At 32.9% G+C, this 17,108-nt stretch carries 9 protein-coding genes; 3 read left to right on the top strand and 6 right to left on the bottom strand.

Translation table 11 applies throughout. The features are described from left to right. Positions 1–17 precede the first annotated feature (17 nt). On the bottom strand, positions 18–1,517 hold the full coding sequence (locus HM982_RS12755; protein WP_179353629.1) for an aldehyde dehydrogenase family protein: 1,500 nt from the start codon (positions 1,515–1,517) through the stop codon (positions 18–20). A gap of 171 nt (positions 1,518–1,688) precedes the next feature. On the opposite strand from HM982_RS12755, the gene HM982_RS12750 reads away from it, so the two are divergent. Then, positions 1,689–2,603 carry an AraC family transcriptional regulator gene (locus HM982_RS12750; RefSeq protein WP_179353628.1) on the top strand — a complete coding sequence of 305 codons (915 nt, stop codon included), beginning with the start codon at positions 1,689–1,691 and terminating at the stop codon, positions 2,601–2,603. Here the strand turns inward: HM982_RS12750 and HM982_RS12745 are convergent, their stop codons facing one another. Beyond that, on the bottom strand, positions 2,604–3,980 hold the full coding sequence (locus HM982_RS12745; protein WP_179353627.1) for an alanine/glycine:cation symporter family protein: 1,377 nt from the start codon (positions 3,978–3,980) through the stop codon (positions 2,604–2,606). A gap of 286 nt (positions 3,981–4,266) precedes the next feature. Between HM982_RS12745 and HM982_RS12740 the strand changes: the two genes are divergently transcribed. Next, positions 4,267–5,193 (top strand): mechanosensitive ion channel family protein, encoded by a 927-nt coding sequence (locus tag HM982_RS12740; protein ID WP_179353626.1) that lies wholly within the window; start codon positions 4,267–4,269, stop codon positions 5,191–5,193. A 24-nt stretch (positions 5,194–5,217) separates the two neighbouring features. On the opposite strand, the gene HM982_RS12735 is transcribed toward HM982_RS12740, so the two are convergent. Next, positions 5,218–9,288 (bottom strand): hybrid sensor histidine kinase/response regulator transcription factor, encoded by a 4,071-nt coding sequence (locus tag HM982_RS12735; RefSeq protein ID WP_179353625.1) that lies wholly within the window; start codon positions 9,286–9,288, stop codon positions 5,218–5,220. Positions 9,289–9,442: 154 nt separating this feature from the next. Between HM982_RS12735 and HM982_RS12730 the strand changes: the two genes are divergently transcribed. Beyond that, positions 9,443–12,058, top strand: coding sequence for a glycoside hydrolase family 2 TIM barrel-domain containing protein (locus tag HM982_RS12730; protein ID WP_179353624.1), 2,616 nt, complete (start codon positions 9,443–9,445; stop codon positions 12,056–12,058). Positions 12,059–12,155: 97 nt separating this feature from the next. Here HM982_RS12730 and HM982_RS12725 read toward each other — a convergent pair whose 3' ends face one another. The 3 genes from HM982_RS12725 to HM982_RS12715 form a co-directional block, all read right to left on the bottom strand. Then, positions 12,156–14,189, bottom strand: coding sequence for an alpha-galactosidase (locus HM982_RS12725; protein WP_179353623.1), 2,034 nt, complete (start codon positions 14,187–14,189; stop codon positions 12,156–12,158). After that, complete coding sequence (locus HM982_RS12720) at positions 14,189–15,457, bottom strand: purple acid phosphatase family protein (RefSeq protein WP_179353622.1); 1,269 nt, start codon at positions 15,455–15,457, stop codon at positions 14,189–14,191. The genes HM982_RS12725 and HM982_RS12720 overlap by 1 nt, the downstream gene beginning before the upstream one ends. A gap of 86 nt (positions 15,458–15,543) precedes the next feature. Then, entirely contained in the window at positions 15,544–17,106 is a 1,563-nt protein-coding gene (locus HM982_RS12715; RefSeq protein ID WP_179353621.1) for a hypothetical protein, read from the bottom strand. Positions 17,107–17,108: the final 2 nt, after the last annotated feature.

Below are 17,108 nucleotides of genomic sequence, written 5' to 3'. Positions count from 1 at the left end.
TCTGCTATTAATAATTTCTAAAAGAACCCTAATTTATTCTTGTCGTAAGAAATTAGCATGTTTTTTGTTTGTCTATAATGGCTCATCATCATTAAATGATTTTCTCTACCAAATCCTGATTTTTTATAGCCACCAAATGGTGCATGTGCCGGATAGGCATGGTAACAATTCACCCAAACACGTCCTGCTTTAATCGCTCTTGGGATTTGATACAACTGGTGTGCATCTCTCGTCCAAACGCCTGCTCCTAATCCGTACATCGTATCATTAGCAATTTCTAAAGCTTCGGCTTCATCTTTAAATTTAGTTACACAAACGACTGGTCCAAAAATTTCTTCTTGAAAAACGCGCATTTTATTATGTCCTTCTAAAATGGTTGGTTTAATATAAAACCCATTTGAAAAATCACCTTCTAATTTATTAGCTTCACCACCAGTTAAGACTTTTGCACCTTCTTCTTTTCCTATTTTAAAATACGATTGAATTTTCTCATACTGATCATTAGAGGCTTGAGCTCCCACCTGAGTATTTACATCGTAAGGATTACCTTGAATAATAGCATTGGTTCTAGCTACAACACGTTCCATAAACGCATCATATATATCTTCTTGCACTAAAATTCTTGATGGACAAGTACAAACCTCCCCTTTATTAAAAGCAAATAATACGGCTCCTTCTATAGCTTTATCTAAATACGCATCATCCTCATCCATCACACTATTAAAGAATATGTTAGGCGACTTCCCTCCCAACTCCATAGTCACAGGATTTAAGTTTTTAGAGGCATATTGCATAATTAACTGTCCGGTTGTTGTTTCACCTGTAAAAGCTACTTTATCTACTTTAGGACTCGATGCTAATGGTTTACCAGCTTCTGGTCCAAAACCATGAACAATATTTAAGACCCCTGGAGGAAATACATCGGCTATTTTTTCCATTAATAAGGTTGCTGATGCTGGTGTTTGTTCTGCAGGTTTTAAAACCACACAATTACCAGTTACTAAAGCAGGTGGTAATTTCCATGATAACATTAACAGAGGAAAATTCCATGGGATAATTTGACCAATAACCCCTAATGGTTCCTTAATATTCATGGACAAGGTGTTTTGGTCTAATTCTGTAGCACTGCCTTCTTCAGACCGAATACATGCTGCAAAATAACGCCAGTGATCTACCGACAAAGGGATGTCTGCATTCAGTGTTTCTCTAATTGGTTTTCCGTTATCACAAGTTTCTACGATTGCAAACTCTTCTAAATTTTCTTCTATAATATCAGCTACTTTATTTAATAGGGATGCGCGTTCAGCAGCAGAAGTATTTCCCCAAGCTTCTTTTGCGGCATTAGCTGCATTAACAGCATTTTCTACATCTTCTTTTTGCGATCTGGGGTATTCTGAAATTAAAGTTCCATCGACAGGCGATGTGTTTTTAAAATAATCTCCACCTACTGGTGGCACAAATTTTCCATTGATAAAATTGGAATACCTTTCTTTAAATTTTGGTTTAGAATAACTCATACCTTAATGTGTTTATTTATTAGTTTATAATTTAAAAGCCAAAATATTGACTATTTAATAATTTTGTCAAAGTTATTTTATCATATTCTAAATATACTGAACATATTTATTATATATTTGAACATATCTATTATTAACTATTTTTAAGACTATTTTTTAGTATCATTGAATATGAAAGCCTTAATAAACCATAAAAGAAGCAATAGAAAACTAAGCACTTTAGTTGAAAACAGAACAACTTACAATGCCGAATATGCAGAGTTAAACATCTATGAAACCCATATAACTGCAGAGCAAGTATCTCTTAAATTCGACTTTCCTATTATTGCTAGCATGCTTACAGGAAAAAAAGTAATGCACTTAGAAGGGTTTAATGCTTTTGATTTTTTTCCAGGTGAATCCGTTGTAATGCCAACTCATAAGGAAATGGTTATAGATTTCCCAGTGGCAACAAAAAGTAAACCAACCCAATGTTTAGCTTTAGGTATTGATGCTTTTAAAATTGAAGAGGTTGTGGGTAAGTTTAACCATAATGTGACTATTGAAAATGAAAATAATACTTGGAATTTAGATGCTACAACCTCTCATTTAATAAATAATACAGCCGTTAATCATTTAATTGAACGTCTAACGTACACCTTTACTAATACCAATACTTCTAAAGATGTCCTTTTGGACTTAATGATCCAAGAATTAATTGTAAGGTTGCTTCAAACTAAGGCTAAATCCCTAATTACAAATGATTCTCCTATTTTCTCGGATACTAGAATTGGTACCGTTATAAAGTTTATTAAAGATAATTTAACAAATAAAGATATCAGTGTTGATCAATTGGCAAAGAAAGCTTATATGAGCACCTCTCACTTTCATAAGCAATTTAAAAATACTTTAGGCATTTCACCTATCGACTATATTAATTCTGAAAAGATTAAATTTTCAAAACAACTGATTAAAACCTCTCAAAATTTAAGAATGTCTGAGATTGCCTTCAAATCTGGGTTTAATAATACAAGTTATTTCAACAGACAATTTAAGAAAATGGAAATGATGACACCACAACAATTTAAGGCCTCTATTAGCAAATAATCATTCATTTTTTATGCGCTTGGTATAACTTTTTAGTTCCCTTGTCACTTTTGGTGCTAATAGTATTGTTGCTAGCATTGTTGGAATTGCCATCAAGGCAAACACGCCATCAATGAGGTTAATCATCATACTTAAGCTTGTGGTTGCACCAATCAAAATACTTAAAATATAGAAATAGTTGTAGTAGTGTTTTTTATCTGCACCAAACAGAAACGACATACATTTTGTGCCATAATACGAATAGGAGAACAAGGAACTCATGCTAAAAACAGTAATACAAATCAGTAGTAAGTACTTACCGTAACTAGGTATTACATCAGCAAAAGCAGAAGCGGTAAGACTTACTCCATTATCTGAGGTGGTTTCCCAAACTCCGGTGACCAAAATCGCCAAAGCCGTCAACGTACAAACAATTAATGTATCTATTGCAGGTCCTAACATAGCCACCAAACCTTCTCGGATGGGTTCATCTGTTTTGGCTGCGCCATGCGCCATGGGTGCTGTACCAATTCCGGCTTCATTAGAAAATGCGCCACGTTTTATACCATGAAGGATTAAAGCCCCTAAAACACCGCCTAAAAACGTATCATCTTCTGGATAATAATTAGCAGCAAATGCATCTGTAAATATGAGTTTTAAATAATATAATAAAACATCGCTATGCGCTACCAAAATGATAATAACCAATACAAAATATAAAGCAACCATACTTGGCACTAATCGTGATGCCACAGTTCCGATGCGTTTAATACCACCTAATATAACTAGAGCGGTAATACTTATTAATATGAAACCAATAATTAGATTCGATTTTAAACCTACTTCAACACCATTTGGGATTAATAAAATATCATTTAGAGCCTGTGTAAGTTGATTCACATTAAAAACCGGTAAGGCTCCAATGAGACCACAAAGGCTGAAAAATACAGCTAATGGTTTCCAAGACTTTCCTAACCCCTCAACAATGAAGTACATTGGTCCACCTTGAATTTCACCTGCACTATCTTTACCTCTATACATTATAGCGAGCGTTGATGTAAAAAATTTTGTTGACATCCCAACCACAGCACTAATCCACATCCAAAACACAGCTCCTGGTCCACCGATAGAAATAGCCACAGCAACACCTGCAATATTCCCCATACCTACAGTTGCCGACAAGGCTGTTGTTAAGGCTTGAAAATGGGAAATTTCACCAGGATCATTAGGGTCATCATATTTCCCCCTGAGCACATTTAAAGCATGTCCTAAATACCGAAATGGTAAAAAGTGAGAACGTATTAATAAATACAAGCCACCACCAATTAACAAAATAAGTAAAGGTAATCCCCAAGCTAAGGAAGAAAAACTGTTGAGTACATCGTTGAGTTTATTCATAAATTATAAATGTAATAAAATGGATAGCGTTTGAACTATTGAATTATACGCTTATTCACCAATAATAAACTAAAATAATATTGTTATAGCTTTAAAAAGTATAAATCATAGCGCCATTACATATTCATTAATAAACAAATGTATCTATTATAATATCTGTAATTACAAGAATTTAATTTTTCATTATTATAAAAACAGCCTATAAATCTAGATTTATCGGTGTTATACTTGTGTGTCTAACTAAAATCAAATAAATTACTGATGAACCAAAAAACGTTTCTTTTTTATGAAAAAGTACGCTCCTATTATTATTTGTATTTTATTAATTCTGTTATTTTTCAATATTCAAAGTATTGCTAGTTACGTTAGTAGTTTATCAGGAGTCGAAGGATTAGAAAACTCAATACTTGTCTCTCAGAAAAACAATTTCTTAATTGCCTGTTTTGCTTGGTTATTTATAATTTTACTAAGAAAAGGCAAGTTACTCTTTTTAAAACGTTATGATATTTCTGCCGAAGATAATTTGGAAGCCAGAAAAATGTACACGCAAATTAATTTGCTTGAAAAAATTATTATTTTCATAATTTTCCTATTTGCTACAGGTTTTATTCTCCTCTCCTTTGATAATATTAAAAAAATTGGTTACGGTATATTTGCTTCTGCTGGTTTAGCCGGAATCATTATTGGTTTATCCGCACAAAAAGTGGTTGGGGCTTTGTTAGCAGGAATTCAAATTGCATTTACACAGCCTTTTAGAATTGATGATGCCGTTGTTGTTGAAAATGAATGGGGCTGGATTGAAGAAATCAACTTAACCTATGTTGTGATTCGACTTTGGGATAAAAGAAGATTAGTTTTACCTTCTACCTACTTTTTAGAAAACCCTTTTCAAAATTGGACCAGAACCTCTGCTGATATTATCGGTTCTGTTTTCTTGAATACCGATTATCGTATTCCTTTTGATGAATTAAGAAAAGAATTAACTAAAGTATTAGAAAACACCCCACTATGGGATAAACAAGTGAACGTACTACAGGTTACCGACGCTAAAGAGCGCACTGTTGAATCTCGGATATTAGTCAGTGCTAAGAATTCTCCAACGGCTTGGGATTTACGCGTTCATGTTAGAGAAAAAATGATTGAATTTATTCAAAAAAACTATCCTGAAAGTTTGCCACATACTCGTGTATATTTGGAAGATAAAACCGTTTAAAACAGCTATAAATTTATTCTTATTTTATTGTTTGTGAAATTCGGAAGGATTTTGCCCTGTAAATTTCTTAAAACTTTTACTAAAATATTTTACATCTTGAAAACCAACCCGATCGGCCACTTCTGCTGGCTTATACTTACCCGTTTTTAATAGTATTTTAGCTTTATCTAAACGTGCCGTTCGTATCAACTTATTAGGTGTTTCACCTGTTAGAGATTTTATCTTTCGGTATAAATGTACACGACTCATTCCGATTTTTTCTGCTAGAATTTCGACAGTAAATTCATGATTTTCAATTTTTTCTTCTATAACCTGAAAAATCTCTTTCATCAACTTTTCGTCATAACTATTTATGGATCCGTAATCTTTTATAGGTGAAGACGATAGATCTTTCCAGCGTTGTTGTAATAATGTTCGGTTTTTAAGAATATTTTTTATCCGAAATTGTAATTCAACCCAACTAAAAGGCTTTGTGATATAATCATCGGCGCCAAACTCTAGACCTTCTAATTTATTTATTTCTGTGTTTTTGGCAGTTAATAGAATTACAGGAATATGGCTTAATTCTTTACTCGCCTTAATGGCTTTACAAAGTTCTATACCTGAAACCTCTGGCATCATAATATCACTAATGATAAGATTTGGACCAAATTTCTTTGCTTTTTCAAAACCATTTTTTCCGTTGGAAGCTGTTTTTACGTTGTAACTATTTTTTAGTCTATCACGCAAATAAGTTCTCAGCTCTTTATTATCTTCAACGATAAGCAACTTTGACAAATCATCATCTTGTTTCGCTTTTTGTTTTTTTAAAGTACTTCCTTTTTCTGGCAAGACAGGAACAAGCGGTGTATATTCTAAGGTTGGCTTTACAGAACTGATATTTATATCATTTACCACTTGTAATGGTAATTTAACATTAAAAATAGTTCCACCATTGGGGTTATCACTAATTTTAATGGTACCAGACATAAGTTCCGTTAAAGATTTTGCTAAGGAAAGCCCAATACCCGTTCCACTTTCCTCTGATTTACCTTTTTGAAAACGATCAAATATTTTTGCCTTCATATCATCAGGAATTCCAACTCCTGTATCTATAATTTCAAAATTATAGTTTATAACAGCAGCTATTTTATTACTTCTAATGATAACTTTTACCAAACCATGTTTCGCTGTAAATTTAATCGCATTTGAAAACAAGTTGAAAAAGATTTTTTCTATTTTATCCTTATCTACCATCACCGGAATCTCTAATGGTTTCTTAACTTTAAAATCGACTTTTATCTTCTTATTTTTTGCTAAGGTTTCAAAGGAATAAAAAATATCTTCAATATAGGTATCTAGATAAATGGGAGACAGATTCAGTGCTGTATGCCCAGTTTCTAATTCTCTAATTTCTAAAACCTGATCTATTAACAATTTTAAACGTTTAGCATTATAGAAAATTCGCTTTAGTAAAGCACTTGCATACGTATTTTCTTGTTTAAAATTTAGCAACTCTTCCATGGGTGCTAAAATTAAACTTAGAGGTGTTCTGAACTCATGCGACACATCTGTATAATACTTTAGTTTAAGCTCATGTATTTCTTTCCATTTCGCTTTCTCTAACTGCTCTACTTTTAGGTCGTGCTTAAGTTGTGTACTCTTAATCGCGTTGTAACGAATTAAATAAAATCCGCCAATAATTAATAATGTATAAATTACATAAGCCCACCAAGTTTGCCATGGTGGAGGCAACACTGTAATGCTGAGAATTCGTGGTTTTTGACTCCAAACGCCATCATTATTGGCAGCCTTTACCATAAACTTATAATCACCACTTTTTAGGTTTGTATAAGTTACCATTTGCTGCTGTTGCGACTCTATCCAATCTTCATCAAAACCTTCGAGTTGATAGGCATATTCATTATTTTCTGGATGTAAATAATTAAGCATAGCGAAACTGATACTCAAAACAGATTGAAAATAACTTAAGGTGATGTGTTCACTTTCTTGAATAGAGGTTTTAAGTACACCAGAATTATCCCCTGGTGTTACAATAGTATTCATCACTTTTAATTCGGTGAGTACAGGCTGAGGATTATAATTATTATCTTGAAGCTGCTCTGGGTTAAACTTGGTAAAACCATTATTTCCTCCAATCAGAAAACTTTCATTGTTTGTTTTATAAAAAGCACCTTCGTTTACTTCATATAGTGGCATTCCGGATTTATAAGTATAGTTTTTTTCAACAGTCATTTCTGAAGTATTCAATAAACTTATACCGTTTAAAGACACCGTCCATATGCTGTAGTGTTTATCCTCTAAAAAACCATAAATAGTGTTACTGCTTAAGCCTTTACTGGCTTCTATCTGAATGGTTTTTTCGGTATTTAAATTATAAACCAAAACACCTTCGCCATTTGAAGCCAACCACAAATTAGCTCCTTTCAAATAAGCAGAATTCAACTCATTTAGTTTTACTATTTTACCATCGATATTATAATTTACTATGGTTTTAGTAACTCCAGATTCTGAATCAAAAAAGATAAGCCCTTTACCTTTGGTCACCAATACCATCTTGTTTTTTAAATAAAAAATTTGCTTCACAGGCGAATAACCGATAGCTTTATTTAACGTATTTTGATGCTTATAATCTTCAAATTGTTTTGTTTTTAGATTAAAACAATATACGCCATTGGCATCTGTGGCAATCCATAATTTTCCTTGGTGATGGTATAGATAATTGATGATTGGATTTTCAGGAAAATGGTCCTTACCTATAACTTTTTGAAGCTCTAAATTGGGTTGCTGTGGGTTATACACATATAAACCACGATTGAATAAGCCTGCCCAAATTTTTCCATCGGGTGTAGTACACAAAGCTTTGATAGTACTTTTATTATCAAAATCATCCCTAATTTGACTAAATTTTTTAGTTGAAGGATTATATGTATTTAAGCCGCCTCGTTCGGTTCCAATATACAATTCATCCTGTTTGCCTTCTGTAAATGCACCTATAACATTATATGAAATAGAATTAGAGTTGCCTTCACTATGATAAAAATGATTAAATTGTTGGTTGTGTTCATCATAAATGTTGAGACCTCCAAAATAAGTACCAATCCATATACTTCCTTTTCTATCGCGAAACAACGAACGAATACTATTATGATTGAGCCCTTTTAAATTGGTTTCTGAATAGCTAATAAATTCTGAATTTCCGTTAGGATGAATAATGGTTAAACCATTAAAAGTACCTATCCATAAACGGTTCTGAGAGTCTTTAACCATACAGCGAACAAAGTCATTAGAAATTGTTTTGTTACCCGTTGATGCTGTATGATACCTTTTTACAACGTCGCCTGTACTAGTAATTAAAAAGACACCATCGCCATAAGTTCCTACCCAAACATTGCCCGAATCTGCAAATTGAATTGTTTCAATCCGAGGTTGGTTTTTTACATCATTTAATAAGTTTATAGACTCAACGCGATTAGATTTTAGATTTAGTTTTAAAAAACCATTACTACCTGTCGCAATCCATAAATTATCATTTTTATCTTCTTGAATATCATTAACGTAAATATTACCGTTTGTTTCTCTATGAGCTTTTACCGCTTTGGGTTCAAAAAACATCTTCGTGTCTTCATCAAAACCTAGGAAACCAAATGCACCTGCTACCCATAATTGTTGCTGTGAGTCGAAGAAAAGTTTATTGATTTTTGAATCGCCATTTCTCAAAAATTCATCTTGAATATAATAATTTTCAAAATGTTTTGTATCTCTATGATAAACGCTGATACCGCTCTCTGTAGCCATCCAGATTCGCTTTCTATAATCTTCTACAATTGAATTTATAATATTCCCAGAAATACTTGTAGAGTCTCCAACCTTGTGCTTAAAAATCTCAACCTTATTGCCGTTATATAAATTAAGTCCATTGCGTGTTCCAAACCACATAAAACCATAATAATCTTGATAAATACTTAAAACGGTACTTTGTGACAAGCCATCTTCAATCGTTAATTTATCAAAATAAGCATCCTCTAATGCTGTTTCTTGAGCAGAAACACCAAAATAAAAAAAACTAAATAGTAGAATTAATAATGGTTTCATTAAAAATTAAAATTTGCGAAAACTAAGCAAACTAATTTAATATCTAACATCAATTTGTCATTCTTAAAATTAATTTAATATCTTCGCAACAGCTTTTTTATTTAAATATATTTTTTTCTTCATTAGTTCAGATATGTGATTGTAACTGAACTCTATGACTAATTCTTATACGTATAAGACTCTTATGGTCTTATTTTTTTGTGTCCTAAGCTACATTGGCTCAAACGCACAACAACGCAGTAAACAGACTTTAAATTCGCATTGGTATTTCCATCAGGGAAAGCTATCGACTACTAATCCATCTAATTTTTCAAACTGGTCTATCATTAACTTACCTCATTCTTGGAATGCAGAAGATGTGTTGAACGATGGCAAAAAAGGGTATTTTAGAGGTGAAGGCTGGTATTCTAAACCATTACATATTTCAACAGATATTGAAAAGTATAATTATTATTTACATTTTGAAGGTTCAAATCAATCTACAACTGTATTCATTAACGGCCAAAAAGCAGGAGAACATCATGGTGGCTACACAGCCTTTAGTATTAATATTACCCCTTATTTAAAAAAGGAAGACAATACTATACTGATAAAAGTTGATAATGCACATAATAAAAACATACCACCACTTTCTGCTGACTTTACATTTTATGGTGGTATTTATCGTGATTTATACCTTATAAAAACTGCTAAAACGCATTTCTCCTTGGATAATTATGGTAGCTCTGGTGTTTTTATTAATACAGATTCCTTAACCGAAAATAAAGCTACTTTAGCGCTCAAAGGCACTATAAATCATGAGATTGAAACGACTTCAAAATACGATTTAGAATATCACATTATCTCACCTAAAGGAACAACTTTATTAAGTAAAACAAAGTCAATAACCTTAAATTCTAAAACCACTCATTTTTCTGAAACAATAGAAGTTTTACAACCAGAATTATGGCATCCAGACACCCCAAATTTGTATCGTGTGGTTTTAAAAATTTTGAAAGACAATAAACCCATAGATAATTTAACTATTACAACAGGCATAAGAGAATTTCATTTTGACCCCAATAAGGGTTTCTTTATCAATGGCGAACATTTAAAATTGATAGGCGCTAGCCGACATCAAGATTTTCCTAATTTAGGAAATGCTTTACCAGACGGACTTCATCAACGCGACCTAAAATTATTAAAAGCTATGGGTGCTAATTTTTTGCGTTTAGCACATTACCCGCAAGATCCTGCAATATTAAAAGCAGCTGACCGATTAGGTTTATTGGTTTGGGAAGAAATTCCGCTAGTTAATGAAATTACAATATCAGATGAATTTAATCAAAATTCTGAAACGCAGTTAAAAGAAATGATTAGGCAAAACTATAATCATCCTTCCGTAATATTATGGGGTTATATGAATGAAATATTTTGGAGTCATCGCTTTTTAGAAGACAGCCTAGTAGAAAAACACACAGAAGCAACACTAAATTTAGCTAAAACATTAGATGGTATTGCTCGTAAAGAAGATCCGTCGCGATATACAGCTATGGCCATGCACAATTATCCTTTATATGAAGCATCTGGTTTAGATACCATTCCACAGGTTGCTGGTTGGAATCTTTATCATGGTTGGTATTATGACGATTTTGAAGATTTTGGAACGTTTCTAGATCGACAACATGAACTTTACCCAGAACGCAACTTAATTGTTAGTGAGTTTGGCGCAGGAAGTGATACCAGATTACACAGCCAACACCCCGAACGGTTTGATTTTACAATGGAAGGTCAGAAAAGAATGATGGAAAGTTTTCTTCAACAAATTGAAGAACGAGATTTTGTTGCAGGTGCGGCGGTATGGGCTTTATCGGACTTTAATTCTGAAAGTCGTATGGATACAAAATCGCATTGGAATCAAAAAGGATTATTAACTGCTGAACGCGAATTAAAAGATCCATACTATTTGTTTCAAGCCTATTTATTGAAAACACCTTTTGTTAAAATTGCAGAAACAAATTATAAAAAGAGAACCTCAATAACCAAAGACAGCACAGCAGAAGTCGCTATTGATATTTACAGCAATGAACCCTATGTAAAACTATTTATAAATGGAGAATTATTCGAAAATAAAAAAGTTGAAAATTATAAAACAACATTTAATCCGAAACTTGCGAGTGGAAAGTTTATACTAGAAGCCGTAACCAAAAACACTTCTGACCGGCTAGAATTAGAGCACAAAACACTGCCTTTTAATTCAACCCAACAGCGTGAAACAATTCGGGTTAACCTTGGAAGTAATCATAGCTTTTATAACGAGCAAACTGATGAAATTTGGATATCAAATAAAACCTATGAAGCAGGAAGTTGGGGTTCTATAGGCGGACAACCTTTATATATTGGCAATAAAATAGGCACTAAAGAGAATGTGCAAGGTATAACGAATTTAACACCATTATATCAAACCATGCTTGTTGATATTAAAGCTTATCAATTTGATGTCCCAGACGGCAGTTACGAAATCGAACTTTATTTTATGGAACCTTATCCCTATCCTAGAAAGTTCATTACAAATGAATCGCCTTATCATAAAGGTGGTATTCGGTATTTTGACTTAATTATTAACGAAGACAAAATTAAAACGATTGATTTACTTAAAGATTATGGTTATAATTATCCGCTACGTATTAAGAAAACAATTACGGCTAAAAATGGTGAAGGCATAAAAGTAACTTTTGATTCTATAAAAGGAAAAGCTATTTTGAGTGGTATTCAATTGAAACCACTTTAGCGACATCATTAATAATGTTTATAAAGAGCTCAAAGGTTATCTTCATTCTTCGTAACTTTAAACGAAGGCAAGGAAAACCTTTGAGGTCTTATTATAATTAATCAACCTTAAACACAGCAAAATCCCATGACGCTTTAAATGTGATTTTAATAGTATTTTTTGAAAGTAATTCAAACGCAGTAGCATCACCAAAAAGTTGCTTTACTGAGTTGATATTAGTTGGTAATTCAAAATCATAAGATGCATTTTCAGTCGCTTCACGATAAGCTATTAAATAATTTGAAGCCATATCATTTACAGCAAGAAACCCTGTAAATGAACGTCCATCAGGTGCTTCACCTATGGGTAATTTTACGGCTTTATTTAAATCTGGTGCTATTTTTTTATAGTCGCTTATTATTTCAACAAAATCTTGAGAAATAGTTTCTAATCCACTTAGTTCCATCCAAGCTAAAGGCTGTGCCGCCATGGTAACCGCAAAACTATAATCTAAACCTGCAATAGCAGGTGCAAATTGTTGCTTTTTATATTTATGTAGATTTCGATTGACATTCAAGAATTCTATCTGAAAGTTTTCACTAGGTACATAAGCTGCTAAATGCCATAAATTGCGTAAGGTTCGGTAGGGATAATAATTACCCCAGTCCGTATATCTATTTTCTAAAAAAATGGTACCATATTCTGTAAAATAAAAGTAGCCACCTCGGTTTCCTGCCGTAACATCTAAGTTAAAAACCGCATTATGATTCGTCTTTTCTTTTACATAATCTAAAAATTTTCTAAAACGAATTTCTGCTAGTTTACTTCCAAGTGCAACACCATCAATTTTAAAATTTGTAAAGCCATATTTCACATAATAATCAATTAATATTTCAGCATCTCTTTTCCAGTTTATGTAATCATCTGTCTTTGTTGGATTAAACCATAAACCTAATTTTATACCTGATGCTTTGGCTTTAGCTATGATAGGCAGAAAACCATTAGGAAATCGTTCTTGGTGTGGTTGCCAATCGTTCTTTTGCCAATCGTCCCAAATACTGCCTGCTTCTGAAAATGAATTTTTAGATAAGCCTTGCTGCCAACCATCATCTAACTGTAAATCGGTTATTCCTAATGTTTTCGCTTTTTCAATTTCTTGAAAAATAAATGCTTCATTCATTCTCCCATCTTTACTGCGATCACCCCAAGTATTTGAACTTATAAACGCTTTATTATCTAATCTATTGAAGGTATCTTGTTTTTGATATTGTAATAAATTTAGATGCAACTGAGAGGTAATATTACTGCTCAACCCAATCGCATAACCATAACCCCTCACCCATTCATCTGTGTCTAAATCTTGTGGTGTGATTCCTAAACCATGTAAACTTATTTGTGAATTACTGATGGTAAAATCAAATCCAGGATAGGCTTGTTGACTAAAACCAAGTGGTGCTTCTTTTAAAATGGAAATAGACTGATTTGCTTCAGAAAACTCAACGAATAACATATTTGCAGCTATATACTTTGCTTCACCAAAAGCCATAAATTCGTTTTCTATAACAAGATTATCATTATGGTCTGTTGCATCATTAAAGGCAACACTCTTAAATTTAGCGTGTTTAAAATTGAGTTGTAATTGGGCTAAATGACTTTTCTGTTGAACCGTTTCGTGTTGACTTTCAATCAGCTCGTTATCAGACTCAACTACTGATTCCCACTTTACTGCGCTTGATTGACCTTTTAAGAAATACGTTGTTTTAAGCATTGAAGCTTCGTCGTAAAGACGTAGAACTCGTTTTACCCAAAGTAAATCTTGCCTATAAATTATCTCAGCTTCAGCATAGTTGTTTTCTTTTGAACTTGGTTGAATTTTAAACTGAACATCAGAGGTTTCAGTAGATTCATCTATTAAATAGAAATCTGATATTGGTTTTATTAATAGCAATTCAGAATTATTCTCTAAATCCGTGATACTTTGTAAGGCTAATTTACCATCATTAAATAGATAAGTGAACTTAACTTTAGCATTTGAGATTACTAATTTATTATTCTCTTTAATGATAGTACTCTTATTTTGAGCCGTATGTATCTGACAAAACAAACCACAACAAAAGGAAAATATAATTCTTAAAAGCCGTATCGGTTTCATTAGTTATTAAGGACTTTAAATTTTGTTTTACCATTAGATTTCGTAAGTCTAAAAGCATCAAAAATCTCATTATCTGTAGTGTATGCTCTATATTCTAACTGGTTATCATCAATATCTATAAGCTGATAGAATTGTTTATTTTGTGCCTTTTTCTCCATCCAAGGATGATTACTTACATCATACATTTTACGACCACTAACCGATACCACATAAACTGTTTTTGAATCTTTATTCGATAGCGCTTCCTCTGAACCGATTGAACGCCCTCTTCCATAAACATGATCATGTCCCTGAAGCACTAAATCTACTTTATAATGGTCTAATATTGGTTTCCAATGTTCCATTATCCCTTTATTTTCTCGGCCTTCAGCACCAGAAATTATAGGATGATGAAAACTTACCACAATCCATTTTTTATCATTTTTTGATAATACCTCATCTAACCAAATGGCTTGTTCTTCTATTTTTTCATTAGAATTAAGAACCACTAATTTCATATTGAGATAATCCATAAAATAATTTGTATCGTCTAAACCTTCAATACCATTCTTTGGGAAATTAAATTGTGGATCCACTAAAGAGGATATTCCTGTTTTATGCCCATCTACTTTAACATACTCATGATTTCCAACAACCACAAACTGTGGCATCACTTTAGAAATAAACGAGATGGATTGAAACCACTCTCCCCATTCGTAATTATTTTCAGCATGATTAATAAGATCACCTGCATGCAACATAAATTTTGCTTTAGGACGTGCCATAAAAGCTTCTCTAACCACGCGAGACCATTTGGTAAATAAGTCATTTTGTGCATCTCCCATATAAATAAAGCTAAAGGCTTCGTCCTTATTTGGTGGTGTTTTAAACTGAATCCACTCGCTCCAATAATCATTACCTCCAACGCGATAAGCATAATAAGTATCGGCTTCTAAGTCTGAAAAAGAGACGTGGTGATATTGTACAATTTCATCTATAGTTATAACTTTTTCTGAAATCGCTTTAAATTTCTTTACATCATCGTCAAAATCAATACCAGAGGTCAGTTCTGTTAATTCTGCGACAGCATTAGTTATGGAATAATCTGTTCGCCAAGTGACGGTTTGTTCATAAATGCTATTTTCGCCATGACTTAAAATAATGCGATCTGGTCTTGGTGACGCTTTATAAGCTATTTGTTGAACTTTAGGTGCTTTATTCTTTTCTGGCGGTTGGGAAAAGGCTATACCAAAGTATAAACTCAGTAAGCCAATAAAAATAATTTTCATAAGTAATAGATTAATACGTTAATAGGTAAAAGCTGAACGAAATGAATCGCTCAGCTTAAAAAGAAAAAATTAAAAAACTAATTTAATTATCGTATAGAGCCGTCTACATTCTTTACCCAACCTGTAGTCCAATCGTTTTCAGCATTTTCAACGGCACCTACAAAAGTTACAGAAGTAAAAAATGCATCTACCGTACTAGGATTAAATGATTCTTTTGCCGTGACACTTGTATTTGGTACAAATTGATCAACGTCGATACCATCAATTTCTTCAAAATCAAGGTCATCAGGGTCACTACCTCCTGTAATTGCGTTATTATAAAACGGATTTGTAAGCAACGTGCCGTCTTCGTCAAAAGTTCCAAAGAAATCGATAGCATTATCTTTTAATGGATCGTCATTATTGAAAAAATAAGAATACGCTAATACATTATCACCTTGTAAATCTGAAATTGGCATATCACCATCAAACTTAATATCTTCATCAACAGATTGCGATATAATTGAATTATAGATTTTAAATGTATTTGCAGAGGAATTAATTTCTATAATATCACCACCTTCTTCAGCATCTTCTCCTGGTCCTAATAAAGTGAGGTTGGAAGCAATGATAGACGCATTTTCTCTTACATAAAATTCTGTTTCATCATGATCTTCACCTTGGGTAATTATAAATTGCATCTTACCTGTATATGCATCTCCAAAACGGAAACCTGTATCTCCAGATTTTGTATTGATTAAATATTTAAAATTTACGTTACCATTACTAGTATAAAAACCTTCTTCAGAAGAATAATAAGATTGAATATATTCTACTGTGTTGCTATTATCTACAGCATCTAATCTAAGACTTGTAGTAGCATATTCCATTCGTACATATCTCAAAATAGCATTTTCTGTTTCTTCTAATTCAAAACGATCCCAATCTCCAGATTCTGCATTTCCTGTTAATACATTGCTAGACGTTATTACGATTGGGTTTGAAGCTGAACCTTCAATGGCAACAACAGAACCACTGTTTGCAGTTATACCTGCGCTGTCTTCTAAACCAGCTGCCATATAAATTGTAACGTCTGCTTCTACTGTAAAACTAGAACCACTATCAAAATCTAATGAACCACCTATAAAATAATCTCGACCTTCAATAAATTTAATAGATGTACCTGAGCTAACAATACCAAATTCAGGAATAGTAACCTCATAAACTGAAGTTCCACCTATCTCAATCGTATCATACACTGCAGTATTAGCACTGTAAGACACTGGTGTTGATTCTTGATTTTGAGTATCTACTAAAATAAATTCAAATTCAAATACTTCGCCTTCTTCAGCATCATCAGGAATAACTTGTGTATTATATGTAAAGCTATCAGCAGCTGCATCTAATGAAATTTCTTCTAATAAGCCTCCATTTCTGTTTACGACTAAAGATTGGTTACCTGCTTCTGCTACAAAGTTTAAATCGACTTCAATAGCTGAACCGCTTCGCACTATGCCTTCAGAATCACCATTAACGCTAATTATTGGTAACGCCGCAGAAGGTGTAACAGTTCCGCCTTCATCATCTGAGCTACAACTTGCTACAGATAATAAACAAGCTAATCCGAAAAGGATCACTATTTTTTTTCCAATTGTTTTGTTTGTGTTCATAA

Origin of the sequence: Winogradskyella vidalii (genome assembly GCF_013403955.1) — a bacterium.
Lineage (GTDB): Bacteria > Bacteroidota > Bacteroidia > Flavobacteriales > Flavobacteriaceae > Winogradskyella > Winogradskyella vidalii.
The sequence above is the reverse complement of the archived record's forward strand: the minus strand, read 5'-3'. Positions and strand labels throughout refer to the sequence as shown.